The sequence below is a fragment of the Rhizobium sp. ZX09 genome (assembly GCF_017357485.1).
Classification (GTDB): Bacteria; Pseudomonadota; Alphaproteobacteria; order Rhizobiales; family Rhizobiaceae; genus Agrobacterium; species Agrobacterium pusense.
Genome location: NZ_CP031364.1, coordinates 1359549 through 1378081 on the forward strand (window position 1 = coordinate 1359549; position 18533 = coordinate 1378081).

At 59.6% G+C, this 18533-nt stretch carries 17 protein-coding genes and 6 pseudogenes; 13 read left to right on the top strand and 10 right to left on the bottom strand.

Annotated features, from left to right (window positions below):
* Window positions 1-46: 46 nt before the first annotated feature.
* The 6 genes from BTN45_RS20960 to BTN45_RS20985 form a co-directional block, all read right to left on the bottom strand.
* Window positions 47-661: a glutathione S-transferase gene (locus BTN45_RS20960; RefSeq protein WP_207590857.1), complete on the bottom strand. Its 615-nt coding sequence runs from the start codon at window positions 659-661 to the stop codon at window positions 47-49.
* Window positions 662-874: 213 nt separating this feature from the next.
* Entirely contained in the window at window positions 875-1528 is a 654-nt protein-coding gene (locus BTN45_RS20965) for a hypothetical protein (protein WP_207590858.1), read from the bottom strand.
* Between the two features lie 94 nt (window positions 1529-1622).
* The gene (locus tag BTN45_RS20970) at window positions 1623-2156 is read right to left on the bottom strand and encodes a GNAT family N-acetyltransferase (protein ID WP_125270196.1); all 534 of its coding nucleotides are present in this window, start codon (window positions 2154-2156) and stop codon (window positions 1623-1625) included.
* A gap of 94 nt (window positions 2157-2250) precedes the next feature.
* On the bottom strand, window positions 2251-3690 hold the full coding sequence (locus BTN45_RS20975; RefSeq protein ID WP_207590859.1) for an MFS transporter: 1440 nt from the start codon (window positions 3688-3690) through the stop codon (window positions 2251-2253).
* Entirely contained in the window at window positions 3687-4574 is an 888-nt protein-coding gene (sigJ, locus tag BTN45_RS20980; RefSeq protein WP_151558448.1) for an RNA polymerase sigma factor SigJ, read from the bottom strand. The genes BTN45_RS20975 and sigJ overlap by 4 nt, the downstream gene beginning before the upstream one ends.
* A 1-nt stretch (window position 4575) precedes the next feature.
* Entirely contained in the window at window positions 4576-5004 is a 429-nt protein-coding gene (locus tag BTN45_RS20985; protein WP_109989429.1) for a carboxymuconolactone decarboxylase family protein, read from the bottom strand.
* Between the two features lie 772 nt (window positions 5005-5776).
* On the opposite strand from BTN45_RS20985, the gene BTN45_RS20990 reads away from it, so the two are divergent.
* Both BTN45_RS20990 and istA read left to right on the top strand, forming a co-directional pair.
* Window positions 5777-5998, top strand: coding sequence for a hypothetical protein (locus BTN45_RS20990; RefSeq protein ID WP_207590860.1), 222 nt, complete (start codon window positions 5777-5779; stop codon window positions 5996-5998).
* Window positions 5999-6070: 72 nt separating this feature from the next.
* A pseudogene (istA, locus tag BTN45_RS20995) lies at window positions 6071-6673 on the top strand (IS21 family transposase); the annotation flags it as partial.
* A 195-nt stretch (window positions 6674-6868) separates the two neighbouring features.
* On the opposite strand, the pseudogene BTN45_RS21000 reads toward istA, so the two are convergent.
* Window positions 6869-7844 (bottom strand): annotated as a pseudogene (locus BTN45_RS21000) (IS110 family transposase).
* A gap of 134 nt (window positions 7845-7978) precedes the next feature.
* On the opposite strand from BTN45_RS21000, the pseudogene BTN45_RS21005 reads away from it, so the two are divergent.
* Window positions 7979-8920 (top strand): annotated as a pseudogene (locus BTN45_RS21005) (IS21 family transposase); the annotation flags it as partial.
* Complete coding sequence (gene istB, locus BTN45_RS21010) at window positions 8910-9692, top strand: IS21-like element helper ATPase IstB (protein WP_111785441.1); 783 nt, start codon at window positions 8910-8912, stop codon at window positions 9690-9692. The pseudogene BTN45_RS21005 and the gene istB, both read left to right, overlap by 11 nt.
* Window positions 9693-9818: 126 nt before the next feature.
* Here istB and BTN45_RS21015 read toward each other — a convergent pair whose 3' ends face one another.
* The gene (locus BTN45_RS21015) at window positions 9819-10448 is read right to left on the bottom strand and encodes a TetR/AcrR family transcriptional regulator (RefSeq protein WP_151558795.1); all 630 of its coding nucleotides are present in this window, start codon (window positions 10446-10448) and stop codon (window positions 9819-9821) included.
* Window positions 10449-10517: 69 nt separating this feature from the next.
* Here BTN45_RS21015 and BTN45_RS21020 point away from each other — a divergent pair, with 69 nt between their 5' ends.
* Entirely contained in the window at window positions 10518-11237 is a 720-nt protein-coding gene (locus BTN45_RS21020; RefSeq protein ID WP_151558793.1) for an SDR family oxidoreductase, read from the top strand.
* Between the two features lie 57 nt (window positions 11238-11294).
* On the opposite strand, the pseudogene BTN45_RS21025 reads toward BTN45_RS21020, so the two are convergent.
* Window positions 11295-11549 (bottom strand): annotated as a pseudogene (locus BTN45_RS21025) (transposase domain-containing protein); the annotation flags it as partial.
* A gap of 241 nt (window positions 11550-11790) precedes the next feature.
* On the opposite strand from BTN45_RS21025, the gene BTN45_RS21030 reads away from it, so the two are divergent.
* The gene (locus BTN45_RS21030; protein ID WP_207591694.1) at window positions 11791-12978 is read left to right on the top strand and encodes an IS110 family transposase; all 1188 of its coding nucleotides are present in this window, start codon (window positions 11791-11793) and stop codon (window positions 12976-12978) included.
* Here BTN45_RS21030 and BTN45_RS21035 read toward each other — a convergent pair.
* Window positions 12921-13142 (bottom strand): annotated as a pseudogene (locus BTN45_RS21035) (transposase); the annotation flags it as partial. The gene BTN45_RS21030 and the pseudogene BTN45_RS21035 sit on opposite strands and share 58 nt — an antisense overlap.
* Here BTN45_RS21035 and BTN45_RS26700 point away from each other — a divergent pair.
* The 7 genes and pseudogenes from BTN45_RS26700 to BTN45_RS21070 form a co-directional block, all read left to right on the top strand.
* Window positions 13143-13361, top strand: a pseudogene (locus BTN45_RS26700) (FtsX-like permease family protein); the annotation flags it as partial. It abuts the pseudogene before it with no gap.
* A 1-nt stretch (window position 13362) separates the two neighbouring features.
* Entirely contained in the window at window positions 13363-14079 is a 717-nt protein-coding gene (locus BTN45_RS21045; RefSeq protein ID WP_024271190.1) for an ABC transporter ATP-binding protein, read from the top strand.
* A 139-nt stretch (window positions 14080-14218) separates the two neighbouring features.
* Window positions 14219-14536 (top strand): PepSY domain-containing protein, encoded by a 318-nt coding sequence (locus tag BTN45_RS21050; protein WP_023513022.1) that lies wholly within the window; start codon window positions 14219-14221, stop codon window positions 14534-14536.
* A gap of 306 nt (window positions 14537-14842) precedes the next feature.
* On the top strand, window positions 14843-15538 hold the full coding sequence (locus BTN45_RS21055; RefSeq protein ID WP_023513021.1) for a VIT family protein: 696 nt from the start codon (window positions 14843-14845) through the stop codon (window positions 15536-15538).
* A gap of 2 nt (window positions 15539-15540) precedes the next feature.
* Window positions 15541-17520 carry a cation-translocating P-type ATPase gene (locus tag BTN45_RS21060; protein ID WP_207590861.1) on the top strand — a complete coding sequence of 660 codons (1980 nt, stop codon included), beginning with the start codon at window positions 15541-15543 and terminating at the stop codon, window positions 17518-17520.
* A 316-nt stretch (window positions 17521-17836) separates the two neighbouring features.
* Window positions 17837-18238, top strand: coding sequence for a hypothetical protein (locus tag BTN45_RS21065; RefSeq protein WP_207590862.1), 402 nt, complete (start codon window positions 17837-17839; stop codon window positions 18236-18238).
* A gap of 34 nt (window positions 18239-18272) precedes the next feature.
* Window positions 18273-18512, top strand: a complete 240-nt coding sequence (locus BTN45_RS21070; protein ID WP_023513018.1) for a DUF465 domain-containing protein — start codon at window positions 18273-18275, stop codon at window positions 18510-18512.
* Window positions 18513-18533 lie beyond the last annotated feature (21 nt).

Sequence of the window (18533 nt, forward strand, 5' to 3'; positions counted from 1 at the left end):
CCTCCAGGAGTGGCAGAGCGCGCGGGCAGGCGCGCTCCGATCGCGTTCAGGCTGCTGCGAGGCCGACCGGCATGCGGACGAAATCCACAAAACCCGGCAGCGCTTCCACACGGCGGAGGAAGGCGCCGACGGCCGGGTAGTCCGAAAGATCGACGTTTCCTTCGGGAGCGCGTGCCACATAGCTGTAGATGGCGACGTCTGCGATCGTCGGGCGGTCGCCAACCAGCCAGTCGCGATCGGTGAGCTGGCTTTCCATTCTGCCCAGTACCGTGTGCGCGCGATTGATGACTTCTTCCGGATTGAACTTGGCGCCGAAGACCGTGATCAGTCGCGCGGCGGCCGGGCCATAGGCGATTTCGCCGGCGGCAACCGACAGCCAGCGCTGGACGGCGGCGGCACCCTTCGCATCTTCCGGCAGCCAATCGGTGCGGGCGGCCTTCCTCGCAAGATAGACCAGGATCGCGTTGGAATCGGAAATGAAGACACCATCGTCATCAAGGACGGGGACTTGGCCGAACGGGTTCATTTCGAGGAAGTCCGTCTTCTTGTGTGCGCCCGACTTGAGATCGACTTCGACCAGGTCATGAGACAGGCCGAGCAGCGAAAGGAAGAGCCGTGCCCGGTGAGAATGGCCCGACAGCGGATGGTGATAAAGCTTCATTCTGCGCTCCTGCGAGTGTCGTCCGGGTCCATTCCCGATCCGCAGTCGCAGAGTGCTACGGACGATATTCAGACAGAACGCCCAAAGTTGGCACTTCATTATTACGCGATTCGTAATAATCGAACTTCTGCACCAGTCGGGAAAACAGGTAGCGCATATAGCGCACGCTGATCCGCTCCCCTGACAACGATACGCAATGATACGAAAGTGTTCCTATTCACGCGTGTCGAGGATTGAGCGGTAGAACCGACTGTGGTCTCCATCAAACCCGTCGATACCCCGTTTGGTCAGTATACTGCGCGTTGGCGGATCGAGATGCCAGATCGCCTTGTCCGAAGCCCCTTCATACCAACGGATGTTGAACGCGCAGAGGTTCTTAAAGAAGAACAGCTCGGCATAGTCGTCTATGTGATCGCGAATCCACCACGCGAGAGGTCGGTAGTCTTCGGTTTTCCTGTAAAATTCGAGATAGGCCGGGATGAAAACGGTTACGGTTCCGCCAAGATGCCCATCGCTGTCGTGCCGGTCCCAAATGTGGCGTGCAGCATTCAGATCATTGTCTGTACACCAGCAGGCGGTGTCTCCCGCTCGAAAACGTTCGTTACAGAAGGCATTCAGGGTTGGAGAGCGGTAACCGCTGCGCACCGACACATGGCCGAACGCGCGTTTTAGCGGCTCCAGCAGCAGCGTTGCGACCGCACGCCCCACCTGCAAGGCAAGCTCAGGATCGTCGGGAACATTCGGAATTCCGTAAAAATTACCGACCTCCGAATACAACATCTCGCGCATAAAGAAATGTTCGGAAAGCTGCTGCCGCCCGAAGTCGGTCAACGCGGCAACATCCTTGATTGGTTGAGTAAATGCCATCTGACTAACTCTCCATGCTGAGCAGGGGGGCACGGCTATCGCTCCCACTTAGCGGTCGTTCAAAGAGACTTTAAGGACACAGCAACCCGATAGGCTATCGGGGCAAGCGCACACGCCAAATTCGATCGTCGTCCACACGATCGCCGAGCTGAAACGTGCATCGTCCTACCTCTTCAAAGCCGTAACGAGCGTAGAATCGCTTGGCACGCTCGTTGTGATCAAAGACCGTCAGGTAAACTTCGCGTGCATTCTCGGTAGCTGCGGTTTCGAGAGCCCAACTCGTGAGGCGATCAGCAACGCCGGTACCATGCCACTGCCGCACGACGTAAAGTTGCTGCAGCTCCAACGCTGTCGGATCCGGATTAACGGCAGGCGCGCGGAGCGGGGTCAGTTTCGCATAGCCGATCGGCTGACCTGCGGCCACCCCCACCAGCCAGCGCACGCCAGGCGCGTTGAAGTCCCGCGACATGGTTCCGCCGGGACGATACACTTCCTCACAAAAACGCTCGAACGCGGCTGGCTCGTAGCGCTGCGAGAAAGTGTCGGTAAATACGCCTCGCGCGACCGGCAGCAGGCGATTAAGCAGGTCTGTATTTGGCTTCAGGAAAGCCACTTCTTCCAACTGCATAGATATGTCTCCCTGGTTGCTTGAACGCGCTTCAAATGAGTTGTTGGAACGTTTTCGCAACTCACGTGCGCACAGGCGCGTTCTCCAGCAGGTCTTACCGACACCTGTCAGTTGCCTGCCTGAACGACGCACTATTCATGACGACAAGACAGAGCGCCGGAGCCACCGCCATGGCGATGCAGAGCCACATGGCCGCATTGGCCGTGTCCATGCCGTCACCATCGCCGCTCGCCCCCGCAAGATTGACCACCAGTCCCGCGAAGGCCGCTCCGAATGCCGTGGCGCAAAGCTGCACCGTCATGATGGAAGAGGCCGCATTGTCTTCCTCGCCCTCTGGCGCCACCTGCAGCACAGCAGTCGACAGATGCGGATAGGAAAGGCCGACGCCTACTCCGCCGATCACCAGAGCTGCACAGATGAGGGTGAGCGGAAGCCAATCGCTGTCCACACTCGGCCAGGGTATGACGACACCGAGCACACCCATGGAGACAAGAGATAGAACCGGCCCTGCGTGCACCGCCCTGATGCGGCGATTACCCTGAAGCCCGGACCCATAGATTGCCGCCGCAGTCCAACCCGCTGACATAACGGCGGCGATGTAGCCGGCTTGAAGAGGCGAGCTGCCATGCAACTCCTGCAGGAAGAGCGGCAGGAAGATCTCGGTGCAGGTGACCGTGACAGCCAGAAGCGCGGACGCAGCGTAGAGGCTGCCGAGCGCTGTGAGTAGTGTGAGCGTGCCGGCCGGGAGCAGTCTGTGCTTCGCCCGACGCTCGGCCACGACCATAAGTGCGACCAGAACCAGAGCCACCGTCATTGCGCCAGCCGTTGACGATATCCCGGCGCCGACGCCGCCCCAGGACGCGGCAAAGACGGCGAGCGTCAGCAGAGCAAGCTGCACGACAGGCAGCGGCTCCATCTCACCCGATCCCTCCTCGCTTGCCGGTAGGACGAGGACTGCCGCGAGAGCAACGATCCCCGCAAGCGGAACCAGGAAGAAGAACGCGCCGCGCCACAGGCCGATCTCGGCGAAGATTCCACCGACCGCTGGACCGAGAAGGGTTGCAATGCCCCACATGCTGGACAGAAGCGCCAATGCGCGGGGCCACAGCGGTTCCGCGAAGACCCGGCGGACCATGGCATAGGCCAGTGCCAGCAATACGCCGCCACCGAAGCCCTGGATGAACCGCCCGACCAGCATGATTTCCATCGTGCTGGCAGTGGCGCATACCAGCGTACCGCCAATAAAGATGACCGTGGCCACGAGATAGCTGCCCCTCGGCCCTCCGCGGACAAGGAGCGGAGAGGATAGCGCTGCGCCTAGGATCGACGCGATGACAAACAGCGTCGTGTTCCAGGCGTAGTAGTCCAATCCGCCGATCTCGCGGACGATGGACGGCAGGATCGTTGTCGAAATGTAGAGGTTGACCGCATGAAGGGCGACCCCGCCGCTCAACGCGAGGGAGCGGATCAGGTTGCCGCCGGAAAGCAGATCGCCCCAGCCTGGCGCGGTTGAAATCGTGTCCGTCCTCGTCATTGAAGAGTCTTTTCTGCGTCGCCGAGACGCGCGAGTTTGTCGGGATTGCGCATGATGTAGACGCCTTTCAGTGAACCTCGCGCGTCGCAGGCGAGGCTGACAGATGCGGCGATGTTCGCACCGTCGAAGACAAGCGCTCCACGGTTACTGTTGATGTCGGCGGGCTGCCATCTGTAACCCTGCCAGTAGCCATGAAGGGCTTCGCCCAGGAAATTGAGCACGTCCGTCTTGCCGAACAGGGGCATGAGCAAGGTTGGGGCCTTGCCGCCGCCATCGGCCCGAAGCTCGATGTCCTCTGCCATCAGCGCCGCGAGTTCTGTGGTCATTCCAGTCGTGACCGCTGTCTGAAAAGCTGCGAGCAGTTCGTCCTGTCGCTCCTTTGGCACGGTCGCACCCGGTTCTGCACGCCCGACACGACTGCGCGCGCGTGAAACCAGCTTGCGGCAGGCCGCCTCCCGGACGCCTAGCGTAGCGGCGACATCCTCGTAGGACTGGTCGAAGATCTCGCGCAGGAGAAAAGCCGCCCGTTCCTTTGGGGCGAGACGCTCCAGCATGAGCAGGAAGGCGAGAGAGAGTGATGCGGACAGTTCCACTACGCTTTCCGGCGTTTCCTCGGTCATCGTCTGGATCGGCTCCGGCAGCCACGCGCCTACATAGTCAATCCGCGTGCGGCGCGCCGAGCGCAGCATATCGATGCAACGGCGCGTACAGGCGGTGGTCAGCCAAGCCGCGGGATCGGAAACAGCCCCGTGCTCAGCGCTTCGCCACTTCAGCCATGTGTCCTGAACAGCATCTTCCGCTTCCGCGAATGAGCCGAGAATACGGTAAGCCAAACCAGTCAGAAACGGCCGCCGGGTCTCGAAAATGTCTGCGTCGCCCCCCATGTCAGTGCGCAGACACTTGAATGCGATTCCACAGATTGATCATCGCAACAGTGGTCGTGAGCGCGCTGATCTCGGCATCGCTGAAGTGCGCGCGCAGTTCGGCGCGCAGCGCGCCATAGTCGGTCTTGCGCTCGATCTGGGTCAGCGCTTCCGTCCATGCAAGAGCGGCGCGTTCCTTGGCGGAAAAGTCGCTCACATGATCCCAAACCACCAAGCGATCAAGCCGTTCATTGGTCTCGCCGTCGTCTCTGGCTTCCTTCGTGTGCATCTTCACGCAATAAGCACAGCCGTTAAGCTGGGATGCACGGAGCTGGACGAGATGGTGTAACATCCGGTCCAGACCATGTTCATCGATAGCAACGTGCACTTTTTCCAGCGCAACGAAGACATTGGGCACAGTCTTGTAATGATTTACGGGCTTATTCGTCATAGTCGTATCCTATAGTGAGCGTTACATCCCTATGACGATCCACAAAGGCAGTTTGTGACGTGCACCTCCAAAAATGTGCAGTGAATCATTTCTCTTGCGCAGTGACTGTTCGCGGACGTTGGGACGTGTACTTCTGAATTTCCCAGATCTGTCCGGTACTGCGAGTGGCCGCTAGGTCTGGTTCATGGGGTTCAAGGATGCGAGCGCCGAGAGCGAAGGGTCGGGATCAATCGTTCCATTTCGCCAATGTGCTGATGACATTCCCTTCGATTTAGAACCTCAGAAGATTGCGACGCCACCGACAAACAGTCAGTCATTGGCGATCAGCCCACCAACGGGGCCGTAGAAAAATCCGAACAGCACAAGCCAAGCGATCCGGACGAAATACTGTAAATTCAGGTATGTCAATCACCCTTTGAAAGCTTAGATCGATGCTCGACAGAAGGGTATCTTTCTTTATGTTAATCACTATAAGACACGAGTAGAAATTATCGATGAACGAGTGTCCATAATCCGCGAACAACATTCTTCTTTATTCCGGCGATTCTAAATGTCATCGGCCCGCACCAGCGGCGTGGATGAACCCCACAGCTTCTTTGTGAACGGGCAGCGCCACACCGGAGCGCATGACGCGCAGTGACTGGCCTCCGCCCTGCTTGCAACCGCCGGCGATGCCGGGGCGGTTTCATCTGACGCGCCGACATGGGCGCCGGTTTCTGCCCGGCCGGAAAGCTGGGACCCGAAAGACGAGTTGTCACGCCTGCCGGAAGACATGTCCGAATCCCCCGATTTCGCCGGGGACCACCCGCGGCTGACCGACGCGCAACTGGCCCGGATCGAACGGGTGGCCGAACGTCGAAAAGTTTTGCGCGGCGATGTCCTGTGCCAGCCGGACGAGAAGGATTTCGCTTTCCATGTCGTCCTGTCGGGTGCCGTGGCGATCATCGGCTACGATGTTGATTTCCGCGCAGAAGTGAGCCGGTTAGGCGCATAATTTCCATTGAGAATTGAGCCATGTGAACCTTCCCCCAACGCGGAGAGCGACGGGGGCAACGGAGTGATCCACATGGGACTTTTAAATATCATTCGTCGGATGGCGCTGCGTGAGAAGCAGTCGATCCGCGAGATCAGCCGGCGCACAGGGCTGTCGCGGAACACGATCGCGAAGTATCTGAACGCTGGTACAATCGAACCAACATTCACCGTACCGGAACGACCGAGCAAGCTTGATCCTTTTGCCGACAAGCTGGCGGCCTGGCTGAAGACAGAGGCCGGGAAGTCGCGCAAACAGCGACGAACACTGAAGCAGGTTCATGCCGACCTAGTGGCTCTCGGCTTTACCGGCTCCTATGGTCGGGTTGCCGCCTTCGCCCGTGATTGGCGAGCGGAACGACAACGGGAGCAGCAGACGACGGGCCGCGGCATATTTGTTCCACTGTCTTTCCGCCCAGGCGAAGCATTCCAATTCGATTGGAGTGAGGACTATGCCGTCATTGGCGGCGAGCGCACGAAGCTGCAGGTCGCGCATATCAAGCTATCGCACAGTCGCGCGTTTTTGGTCAGGGCGTATCTGCTGCAGACGCACGAGATGCTGTTTGACGCCCATTGGCACGGCTTCCGTGTGTTCGGCGGCGTCCCTGCTCGCGGCATCTACGATAATCTATGGACGCCTCCCGGGCGAGAAGAACATTTGGCGGCAACTCGGCATTGGATGCGTGAATCTATCCGGCCTATCGCTGGAGCGATTACGCTCCTGGCCTTGATGGGAGTCCGCTACCTCTGTCCTCATAACATGATCGACCTTTATGGCCTTGTCGTAAATCAGGATCCGAAGCTGCGGTCCGCGCCGTTACGCCATCAGTTCTTACCTCGCATTCATCATTGCCTCATCGGCAACGATTGGCAAATGACTATTGTGCGGCGTATCGCTCCTGTCGTGTGAGCAGGGCCCATGCTATCCGCGCGGTCTTATTGGCAAGCGCTACGATCGCTTTGTTATAACCCCGGCGAGAGACGAGCTCTTTCAGCCATTGAGATCGACGATCATCGTGACTGGCTAGTCGGCTGATAACTGCACGTGCGCCATGAATCATCTGGCGACGTAGATAATGGTTCGCTCGGCGGCCAATTCCGCCAAGCCGTGGTTTGCCGCCAGTCGAGTATTGTCGTGGGACCAGCCCGATCCAGGCCGCCAGCTCTCGCCCAGATTTAAAGTGACGTCCGTCCTCAACGCTAGCAACGAGTGCCGTTGCAATGATCGGACCGACGCCTGGCAGTTCGGACAAACGACGGCAATCCTCTCGTTCGCGGCAAATCTCGCTAATCTTCCTATCAATCTTGGCAATTCGGTCATTCACATCGGTGAGTTGGTCGAGTAGTTCGAGAAATAGCTCGCGCCCGAGATCGGAGAGATCAGCGCTCTCAACAGCCGCGGGCGCCTGGGATACAAAACGCCATGGTCCTTGCGGCAACACGATGCCATATTCGGCGAGAAGACCCCGTGCATGATTGATCAGCGATGTACGCTGGATGATCATACGCTCTCTAACTCTATGCAGCGACTGAAAGTCTTGCTGTGTGGTCGATTTGACCGGCACGAACCGCATGGTCGGACGGGTCGCCGCTTCATAAATTGCCGCAGCATCTACGGCGTCGTTTTTGGAGCCGCGAACGAAGGGCTTCACAAAGCGAGGGTTGATGAGCAGGACCTCTCGCCCGCTATCTTTGAATTGCCGTCCCCAGTGATGGGCACTGGCGCAAGCTTCCATAGCGATAGTCTTTGGAGCGAGTGCGTTAACAGTCTCGGCCAACTTCGATCTGCTGACCTTGCGCGACAAAATAGCGCCATCTGGAGCAATGCTGTGAAGATGAAACGACGACTTTCCGAGATCGATTGCGAGCAATTCGAATGTCATGACTTCCTCCTTTGGTTGGCCTTTCATTCTGAAGGTTCGGAGGGAGGCGTCCATCCCATAACATGAAGACGGCGGTCGATCGTGTCGGTCGCGGCAAAGAGCGGCAGGTCAACATCCGTTTCCTCGCGATGACGAACCATTACGTCTTTGCGCCTGAGTTCTGCAATCCATCGGCAGGCTGGGAGAAGGGACAGGTCGAGAAGAACGTCCAGGATGCCCGTCCGCGGTTGTGGCAACAGATGCCCGCCTTCGCAGATCTGGCGGCACTGAACGTCTGGCTGGAACAGCACTGCCAGGATCTATGGCGTGAGACACCGCACGGCACTTTGCCCGGTACGATCGCCGACATTTGGGCCGAAGAGAAGGCGGCATTAATGACGTTGCCTGCCGCCTTTGACGGCTTCGTCGAGCAAAGCAAGCGCGTCTCACCGACATGCCTGATCACCTTCGAACGGAACCGCTACAGCGTGCCTGCGTCTTTTGCGAACCGGCCCGTCAGCCTGCGGATTTATCCCGAGCGACTGGTCGTTGCAGCCGAGGGCAATATCCTCTGCGAACATACGCGGATCATTGAACGCAGTCACGACAAGCCGCCGCGAACGATTTACGACTGGCGGCATTACCTTGCCGTCATCCAGCGCAAACCCGGTGCGTTGCGTAATGGTGCGCCCTTCCTGGAATTGCCTTCGGCCTTTCGGCAACTACAGGACCAGATGCTTCGCCGTCCCGGCGGTGATCGTGAGATGGCCGATATCCTCGCCCTTGTCCTTCATCACGACGAAGAGGCCGTCCTGCAAGCCGTGGAACTCGCCCTGGAGGCGGGCGTGGCGACCAAAACGCATGTGCTGAATCTGCTGCACATGCTGATCGACGGCAAGACGACCGACGGTCCCGGTATCGATACGCCGCCGGCGCTGACCTTACGGCGTGAACCTGAGGCAAATGTTGAACGCTATGATGGCCTGCGCGTCCGGATCGCAGGAGGTCGCCATGCGTCATGATCCTGCAAGTGCCGCCGTTGTCATCATGCTGCGAAGCCTGAAGATGTACGGTATGGCCCAGGCCGTCACAGACCTGATCGAACAAGGGGCCCCGGCTTTCGATGCGGCGGTGCCCATTCTGTCGCAGTTGCTGAAAGCCGAAATGGCCGAGCGCGAGGTTCGCTCCATCGCCTATCATATGAAGGCGGCTCGCTTCCCGGCTTACAAGGATCTTTCCGGCTTTGACTTCGCCGCCAGCGAGATCAACGAAGCGACAGTGCGGCAATTGCATCGATGTGAGTTCATGGATGGAGCGCACAATGTCGTGCTTGTCGGCGGCCCAGGAACAGGCAAAACCCATGTCGCGACAGCCCTCGGCATCCAGGCCATCGAGCATCATCGCAGAAAAGTTCGCTTCTTCTCGACGATCGAACTGGTCAATGCGCTTGAGCAGGAAAAGGCCAAGGGCAAGGCGGGACAAATCGCCGAGACCCTGGTCCGTCTTGACCTGGTCATCCTCGACGAGCTTGGATATCTGCCATTCAGCGCCTCAGGTGGAGCATTGCTCTTCCACCTGCTGAGCAAGCTTTATGAACGGACCAGCGTCGTCATCACCACCAACCTGAGTTTCAGCGAATGGGCATCTGTCTTCGGCGATGCCAAAATGACCACCGCGCTCCTCGATCGCCTGACCCATCGTTGCCATATCCTGGAAACAGGAAACGACAGCTTCCGCTTCAAAGCCAGTTCCGCCGCCGCAGCACACAAGAGAGGAGAAAAGCCAAGCCCTTGACCAAAACCTGATCAGAAAACCATACTCAGAGGTGGCTCACTTCTCGGTGGAAAAACCGGCTCACTTCTGCGCGGAAATCAACACGTATCTCGCCCAGAAGTCGCATTTAGGGGTGTCTGGAGGAAGTCATCTCACATGCCTCTCAAGGTAACCTCGACACATGATCACGAGCTGTCGGCGTAGGTCCTCGGCAACATCGCCGGAATGGCCTCGCTCGAAGGAATTTCGCACCGCTCCGAAGATGATGGTGACCAGCGTGCGCGTATTCGACCTTGCATCGGAACCGTCGTTGTCGGAAGCGCTTGCGAGCATGGTGGTAACTGCCGCGTCGGTCCGTGCCGCGAAGGCAGATATCAATGCCTCGTTGTCCATCTCCACGACAGATCGGTACAGGGCCCGCGTAACATCCGGTTTATCGGTTTTGGCTTTCCAGTAGGTTTCGATTAGCGCTTCGATCATGTCGCCTGAACGGTTGCCCTGACATTCGCGGCAAGTGGCTTCGATCCTTTCGGCCAGCAGCTCCAGATAACGTTCGTTGACGGCATAGATCAGAGCCTGTTTGTGGGGGAAATATTGGTACATCGTGCCGACCGACACTCCCGCCCGCTCGGCGACGCGTGTGGTGGTAAGTTGCGAAAGACCGTTTTTTACCAAAAGCTGAATGGTTGCCTCGAAAATTGCGTCGAGGGTGGCCGAAGCGCGTCGTTGCTGCGGTCGTTTCCGGGGCTTCAAGGCTTGTGGTGCGGAAGAGATCAAAAGCGAATCCTCAAACTGAACAATTCTTCATATCATGACTGAAAATGCAGATTAAGAAAGGCTTTAGGCATGAAGGAAGAACGCGTCGCGCTCGTAACTGGCGGCAATAAGGGCATTGGTCTGGAAGTCTCGCGTCAACTCGGCATGGCTGGTGTCAGGGTCGTGATCGGTGCACGGGATGTGGATCGTGGCACTACGGCGGCCGCAGAATTGAAGTCGCAGGGCATTGATGCCTTCTGCGTCCAGCTCGACGTCACGGACGAACGGAGCATCACTGCTGCAGCCCAGATTATTGCAGAGACGTATGGCCGCCTGGACATCCTGGTCAATAATGCTGGCATCTTTGATTTTGCAGACGCTCCTCCCAGCCGTGCGGCCATTGATGCTGTTCGCAGAGTGATGGAAGTCAACTTCATCGGCGCATTGGCTGTGACACAGGCGGTGCTGCCGCTGCTGAGTACGTCACCAGCCGGGCGCATCGTAAACGTGTCCAGCTCGCTTGGTTCGCTAACACTGAACGGCGATCCGACATCGACATACTATTCGCAGCAGTTCATCGGCTACAACGCATCGAAGGCATCTCTGAACATGCTGACGATCCAGTTGCACCAGGAACTGAAAGAGACCGGCGTTATCGTGAATTCGGTCAGCCCCGGCTTCGTCAAGACCGACCTGACCGGCTACGGCAATATGACTCCCGAGGAAGGAGCAAGGCTGCCAGTGCAGTATGCGCTGACTGCAACGACATCGGGGACGTTCGTCGAACCGGAGAACACGACGCCATGGTAGGGTGATCTCAAGCTGAGTTCATCGGCCTTTGCCGAGGGATGACTTCTTCGGCAAATCTCACCTTGCGGTGAAACTCCACGGCAGGAGTTCGTCAACCCGGCCCTGCTTGTGACCATTGACAATGGCGGTGAGCGTGGCGGTCATATAGGCGAACGGATCGACAGCGTTGAGCTTGCACGTCTCGATCAACGAGGCGATTGTCGCCCAGTTCTCCGCTCCTGCATCGTGTCCCGCAAATAGAGCATTCTTCCGATTTAATGTTATCGGCCGAATGGTCCGCTCAACGGTATTGTTATCGGGCATGTTGCCATCGGCGTCCCACGAACGTTCGGCAGATTCTATCCTGTCATGTTAGAATTGTCGTGTCGGGACAGGGGCGTCGGAGTGCGAAGAAGCGGGCAGGCCGAATTGACTTTGAGCTGCGAGCTCGCGTTGTTATCTGGCCGCCCCTGCGACTATCCCGTCTGCGCTGCGAGCGCGTATCCGTAGATGTCGCACAGCCCGCGCACTCCCCCATCAACAACATGGAGGATTTGGAATGCGGTCGATCGGAATGGATGTGCATCGAAGTTTTGCGCAGGTCGCGGTTCTTGACCGGGGCAAGGTCACCGAAGAATTCCGGGTGGACCTGGATTACGACGCTGTGGTGGCCTTTGGGCAGAAGCTTCGAAAGGATGACGAAGTTATACTGGAAGCAACCGGGAACACCGCGGCCATCGTAAGGTTGCTGACGCCGTTCGTGGCCAAGGTCGTGATCGCGAACCCGCTTCAGGTGAAGGCCATCGCCCACGCGCGCGTGAAGACCGACAAAGTCGACGCGCGGATTCTGGCGCAGCTTCATGCCGCCGGCTTCTTGCCGGAGGTCTGGGCCGCGGATGATGATACCCTGAACCTGCGTCGTCTCGTGTCGGAGCGCGCGGCGCTCGTGCGATCAGTGCGACGAGTGAAGAGCCGGGTTCAGGCCGTTCTCCACGCCAATCTCGTGCCGAAATACTCGGGACATCTGTTCGGAAAAGATGGCAGAGACTGGCTTTCGAAGGCCCCGTTACCCAAGGCAGAGCGCGACCTCCTCGCCCGCCATCTCGATGAACTGGACTGGCTGAAGGGCAAGCTCGAAAAGCTGGATGGTGCCATGGCCCGAATTGCGCTTGACGACACTCGCACGCGCAAGCTGATGACGATCGCCGGAGTAAATTCCGTGGTTGCCACGGCGGTGATAGCCGCCATTGGCGACATCTCCCGGTTCCCGACGCCCGACCGGCTTGCGAGCTACTTCGGCTTGACCCCACGGGTGCGCCAGTCCGGCGATCGCGGCGCAATCCATGGCCGCATCTCGAAACAGGGAAACGCGATTGCCAGAACGATGCTGATTGAAGTTGCCTGGTCGGCCGCGTCGGTCCCGGGGCCGCTGCGTGCCTTCTTCCTCCGGATCAAGGACCGCAAAGGCCTCAACGTCGCGGCGGTCGCCACGGCGCGCAAGATCGCAAATCTGATCTGGCAGTTGCTGACCAAGGAGGCTCCCTACAGATGGGCTCGGCCCGCCTTTGTCGCCATGAAGATGCGCAAGCTTGAACTTCGTGCCGGCGCAGCCAAAGCACATGGGCCCGCTGGTCCCGCCCGCGATTATTGGATCAAGGAAATCCGACATCGAGAGATGGAGCTCGTTGCACAGGCGGAGGCAGCCTACGCGGCCATGGTCGAAGCCTGGAGAGATAGGCCACCTAAACCACAAAAAGGTTGAGAAAGGGGCTGTTCAACAACATCCGTGTCGATCTCGATCCGACCGTCGGTCAGGAAGATGCAAAGGCCATCCCAGTATTTGGCGATGTAGGAAAGCGCTTCGCCAAGCGGCGATTTGCCAGCGACGCGGGCACGATGATGCGTGAGCCAGTCCCGCGTGTCTGCATGATCCTGCAGCAGGCAATCGTGCTCGGGCTGATCGGCTTCGTCGTTGGCAAGATCACGGCGACCTTTGCAGCGCCGTTGTTTCCGAAATTCGTCCTTCTTCTTTCCGCCGATACGATCATCGGCGTTATCGTTGTCATCGCCATATGCGCGCTCGCCAGCATCGTCGCGATCCGGATGGCGTTGAAGGTCGACCCCGCCGAGGCGATCGGTGGCTGAGATGGGCGGCGGGATACTGATCGAGAAAATCCGCAAGCGATATGGCAGCGGCTCCACCGCCGTCGATGCCCTCAAAGACGTCAATATGCGGGTCGCGCCCGGCGAGGTCGTCGGTTTGATTGGACCGTCGGGTTCTGGGAAGAGTACCTTACTCAAAGCTCTGGGGGCGGTCATCGACCCGAGCGGTGGGCGGATGACCCTTGGTGACGAGCTGATCTATGACGATGGATGGAAGATCCGCGATCTGCGTGCGTTGAGGCGCGACAAGATCGGTTTTGTCTTCCAGGCGCCTTACCTCATTCCCTTTTTGGACGTGACCGACAATGTCGCCCTGCTTCCCATGCTTGCCGGCATCCCAAATCATGAATCACGCCAACGCGCGCGAGAGCTTCTAAAAGCACTCGATGTCGAGCACCGAGCCGATGCGATGCCATCGCAGCTCTCCGGCGGCGAGCAACAGCGCGTTGCCATCGCGCGCGGATTGGTCAACCGGCCGCCTGTCATTCTTGCCGACGAGCCGACCGCCCCGCTCGACAGTGTGCGCGCGTTGACCGTGATCCGGATCCTCAACGACATGGCCGTGAAATTCGGAACGGCGATCATCGTCGTCACGCACGACGAAAAGATCATCCCCACCTTCAGGCGCATCTACCACATCCGCGACGGGGTCACCCACGAAGAAGCAGGCGAAGGGCGCGGCTTCGAAACGGGCCCGTGAGAACGATTATCTTTCCGCTGCAACGATGGCGGTGTTTGCTGACCGGAAGCTGACGGCAATTTCTGCCGATCTTCAGTAGCCCGTCAGTCCCTCTGTGCATGATTTCCTCCATCGACAACACAGCCCAGGAGAAGAAATCATGAGAAAGACATTGGCAGTGCTTGCATTGCTCGCGGTGCTTCCGGCAACGGCTGCGTTTGCTGGAGAGGCGTGCGACGTTCCGCCTCAGAAGAGGCAATCCTTCGAAGCTCTCGGGAAGCTTGCGGGCGACTTCGGATGGACCATCGACAAGATGAAGATCGACGATGGCTGCTACGAACTTCGGGTCACTGACACCAGCGGGAACGTCCTCAAGGTGAAGATCGATCCCGCAACGCTCGAGGTCGTCGATGGCAGCGTCAAGCGCTTCGGCGATGGCAGTACCATCGGTACGTCGCCGGAGACGGAATTGGACTAGCGATGGTTGCCTTGCGAGTAGGCTTAGCCTCGAAGCTGTCTATCTGTGGGTGACACCGGGTCGTCCGGCGGGCGAGCGATCTTGGTCTTGATCGCAGACCTGCCGGGATCCGGTGATCGCCCAATGGCCGTAGACCGTGTGGTTGGCTAGTGAGGTTCCAAATGCCGGTTGTATCTTGAATTAGTCCTTTAGTTAGAATAATTCTAAACTGAACATTTTTCTGCGTTTTCCTTCCATCACGGAATGAGGTTGCGTCGACGCAGCATCATCCCGCTGCACACACAATCACTGCTCGGAGCACCATTCATGCGCGCCCTTCACAAGGAAAATCATCTCATCGAACGGATAGGCTGGCTTCGGGCGGCTGTACTGGGTGCCAATGACGGGTTGATCTCGACGTCGAGCCTGATCGTCGGTGTCGCCGCGGCGACCAACGCCTCGCATGAGATCCTTGTTGCCGGTGTTGCCGGTCTGGTGGCCGGGGCGATGTCGATGGCGGCGGGCGAATATGTGTCGGTCAGTTCGCAGGCCGATACCGAGGAAGCCGACATGGCGCGGGAACGGCACGAGCTGGCGACGCAGCCGGAGGCCGAGTTGGCCGAACTCGCGGCAATCTACGAGCAGCGCGGCGTGGCCCCAGAGCTGGCCCGGCAGGTCGCCGAACAGATGATGGCGAAGGATGCCTTCGAAGCCCATGCGCGGGATGAACTCGGATTGGCGAGCCATGTGATGGCAAGACCGGTTCAAGCTGCGCTGACCTCGGCGGTCACGTTTGCGGCGGGTGCGGCTTTGCCGTTGATCGTCGCCCTGCTTGCGCCGGCCGGAACGGCTGCATGGACCGTGTCCCTTGCTTGCCTCATCGGTCTTGCCATCCTCGGCGCAATCGGGGCACGGGCGGGCGGCGCCAGCATCTGGAAACCGACTATCCGGGTGGTGTTCTGGGGCGCTGTCGCGATGGCCTCGACCGCATTGATCGGCTCCGTGATCGGCCGGGCGGTGTGACGATGAAACGTCTGTCGCTCGATTTCCAGACCGTCATGTCGGCAATTGCGGTCCTCGGGATGATGCTGGCCGTCGCCGGGACCTGGCCGCCGGCGGAAGGCCTTTCCATTCTAAGATCTCCCGGTCTGGCGATGGTCTATTTGGCCGGAGGACTTCCCGCCACCTGGAGCGCCCTGACGGCGTTGTGGCGCGATCATATCCTCGACATCGATCTTCTGATGGTCGTCGCGGCCGTGGCGGCGGCGATCGTCGGGGCGCCGTTCGAAGGCGCGGTGTTGCTGACGTTGTTCAGCGTGTCGACCACGCTTGAGCACCAGGCATTGGGACGCGCGCGCAGGGCTGTTGAGGCGCTCATGGCGCTCCGGCCGGAGACGGCTTTCCGCAAAGGAGAGGACGGGACCACGGTGGAGGTTCCTGCTGCGGAGCTTGCCGTCGGCGATGTGGTGGTGCTGCGTCCGGGCGCACGCGTGCCGACCGACGGTGTGATCCTGCATGGCCGTGGCGGAATCGACGAAGCCAATATCACCGGTGAGTCGATGCCGGTCTCCAAGGAACCGGGCGAGCAGGTTTTCGAGGCGACCGTCAATCTTGACGGGGTCCTTGACGTGACCGTCACCAGGACGGTCGGCGACAGCACGATCGCGCGCATGATCCAGCTCGTCACCGAGGCGCAGGAAGCGAAGGCGCCGTCCGAGCGCTTCAGCGCGTGGTTCGGCCAGCGTTATACGGTCGGTGTCCTGCTGGGCTCCGCTCTGGCCCTTGCGGTCTTCTATTGGCTTGGCCGCGACTGGGAACAGGCCCTCTACAAGGCCGCGACACTCCTGGTCGCCGCCAGTCCCTGCGCGATCGTCATCTCAGTCCCGGCAGCGATCCTGTCGGCGCTCTCCGCCGCGGCGCGAGGCGGCGTGCTGTTCAAGGGGGGCGGTGCGCTCGAAACGCTCGCCGCTGTCGATACCTTCGCGTTCGACAAGACCGGGACCCTGACCAATGGACGTGCAGAGGTTACGCGCATTGTCGCCCTGGATGGTGAGGATCGCCGTTTCCTTTCGCTCCTTGCCGGGCTGGAAGCGCATTCCGAGCATCACATCGCTGCCGCCATCCGTCGTGAGGCCCTGTTTCATGGCGTTGAGCCGGTGGCGGTCGTGGACGTTACGTCGCATCCGAGCGCCGGCATCGTCGGCTACGATTCCTTCGGCCCGATATGGGCCGGCAACGCTCACCTCGTCGAGGACATGGGCGCCTCCGTCGATGATCCGGCGTTCCGTGAACTCGCCGACAGTTCTCAGACCGTGGTCTATCTTGGGCGCGGTGCGACCGTTCTGGGGGCGGTCAGTGTTGCGGACGAAGCAAGAGCCAGCTCAGCCCCGGCGCTGGCCGCGCTTCGCGCCGGTGGCGTCAACCGCATCGTGATGATGACCGGCGACCGCAGGCCGGTGGCCTTGCGCATCGGTACGGAACTTGGCCTTGCGCCCGGCGAGGTTCATGCCGAGATGCTGCCGCAGGACAAGGTGCTCCAGGTCGGCGACCTCGCGCGTGATGGCAAGGTCGCTTTCGTCGGCGATGGCGTCAACGATGCCGCCGCATTGGCTCGCGCCGACGTCGGCATCGCCATGGGCGCGGCGGGGTCGGACGTCGCACTGCAGGCCGCCGACGTCGCCCTGCTGTCGGAAGACATGAAGAAGCTGGCCGATGCGCACCGGCTTGCACGGCGGACGGCCGTCATCATCCGACAGAATCTCGTCCTCGCGATCGGCGCCATGCTGGTACTTGTGACCGGCGGCCTGTTCTTCGACCTGCCGCTTCCGCTCGCGGTGATCGGACACGAAGGCGGCACCGTTCTGGTCGTGCTGAATGGCCTACGCCTCCTGTCGGACCGAATCCGCGCCACCGACGGCTATCTCCACCATTCTCGTCAATATGAGTTCCAGGATCAAACGGGCAGCACGTCCGGATCGCGGGCGACCTCGCCCACCACACCATGATTGGACCCAGTGCTGATTGGGCGGCAGCCGGACCTTCCCTGTCCTAAAAACCGCAAAGGGACACCGATGCTGACTTTGACATCGCTCGGCGCGCCACCGCATCCTTATCGACTGCGGGCTGTTCCAGGGGCTCAAGAACCTGCGCGAGCTTAACTGGGAGAAGCTTCCGGTTCAGCCTGCGGCGATCGGCGCGGTCATCCTGACGCAGGCCCATCTCGACCGTTCCGGATAGTCGCCGGCATCGGATAACACATGCCTCGTCTCACTTGCGCCAGATCAAGAACGTTCCTTTGCCAATGGTGTATCAGGGGGGGAAATGAAGGATCGGATCGTGGTCAAGGCACAAGAACTACCCTCAAGTTTCCACCACGTGCGGTTGGTTCTCGCTCGCGGCAAAGACCATCCGGAGGGAGATCGGGAAGAAGGCTATGATCTTCTGGTTCCGCTCAACCACGAAGGATTCCTTGGTCCGCTGGAATGGAAGAAATCTCGCGACGCCTGTCGCGTCCGATATTTTCGGGACGGTAAGACGGCCCGCATCGGGCTGTTGCGGCGCAAGCCCGGCGGGCAGTGGTATTTCGATTACGAGCTGGGTGATCGGGACGACGAGATCGGTTTCCGCCTGGGCGAGGAGTGCTTCCGTCTTGGCGAATACATCTCGGTCGGGCGGGAAGGCGCGTTTGTCACCTATCAGGTCGCGCGCGTCGAAAAGCCCTGACGCCGGGCGAAATTGCAGAAAAGGAGAAAGAACCTTGTCGAATACACCTCACACTCTTGGCGACGAATTCCCAGACCAGATGGACGCCATTCATGCCCTGAAGGCGAAAAGCCCGGAGTTTGCGCATGTTTTGACGGAATATGACGCGGTGAACGACAAGATTCATCGGTCCGAGACACGTCTCGACGCCATTTCCGAAGCAGCCGAGGCCGATCTGCGCCGCCAGCGGCTGATGTTAAAAGACAAGATCGTGGCATCGCTCCGCAACGCGTGAGGGGACTGCGAGGCCGCGTTT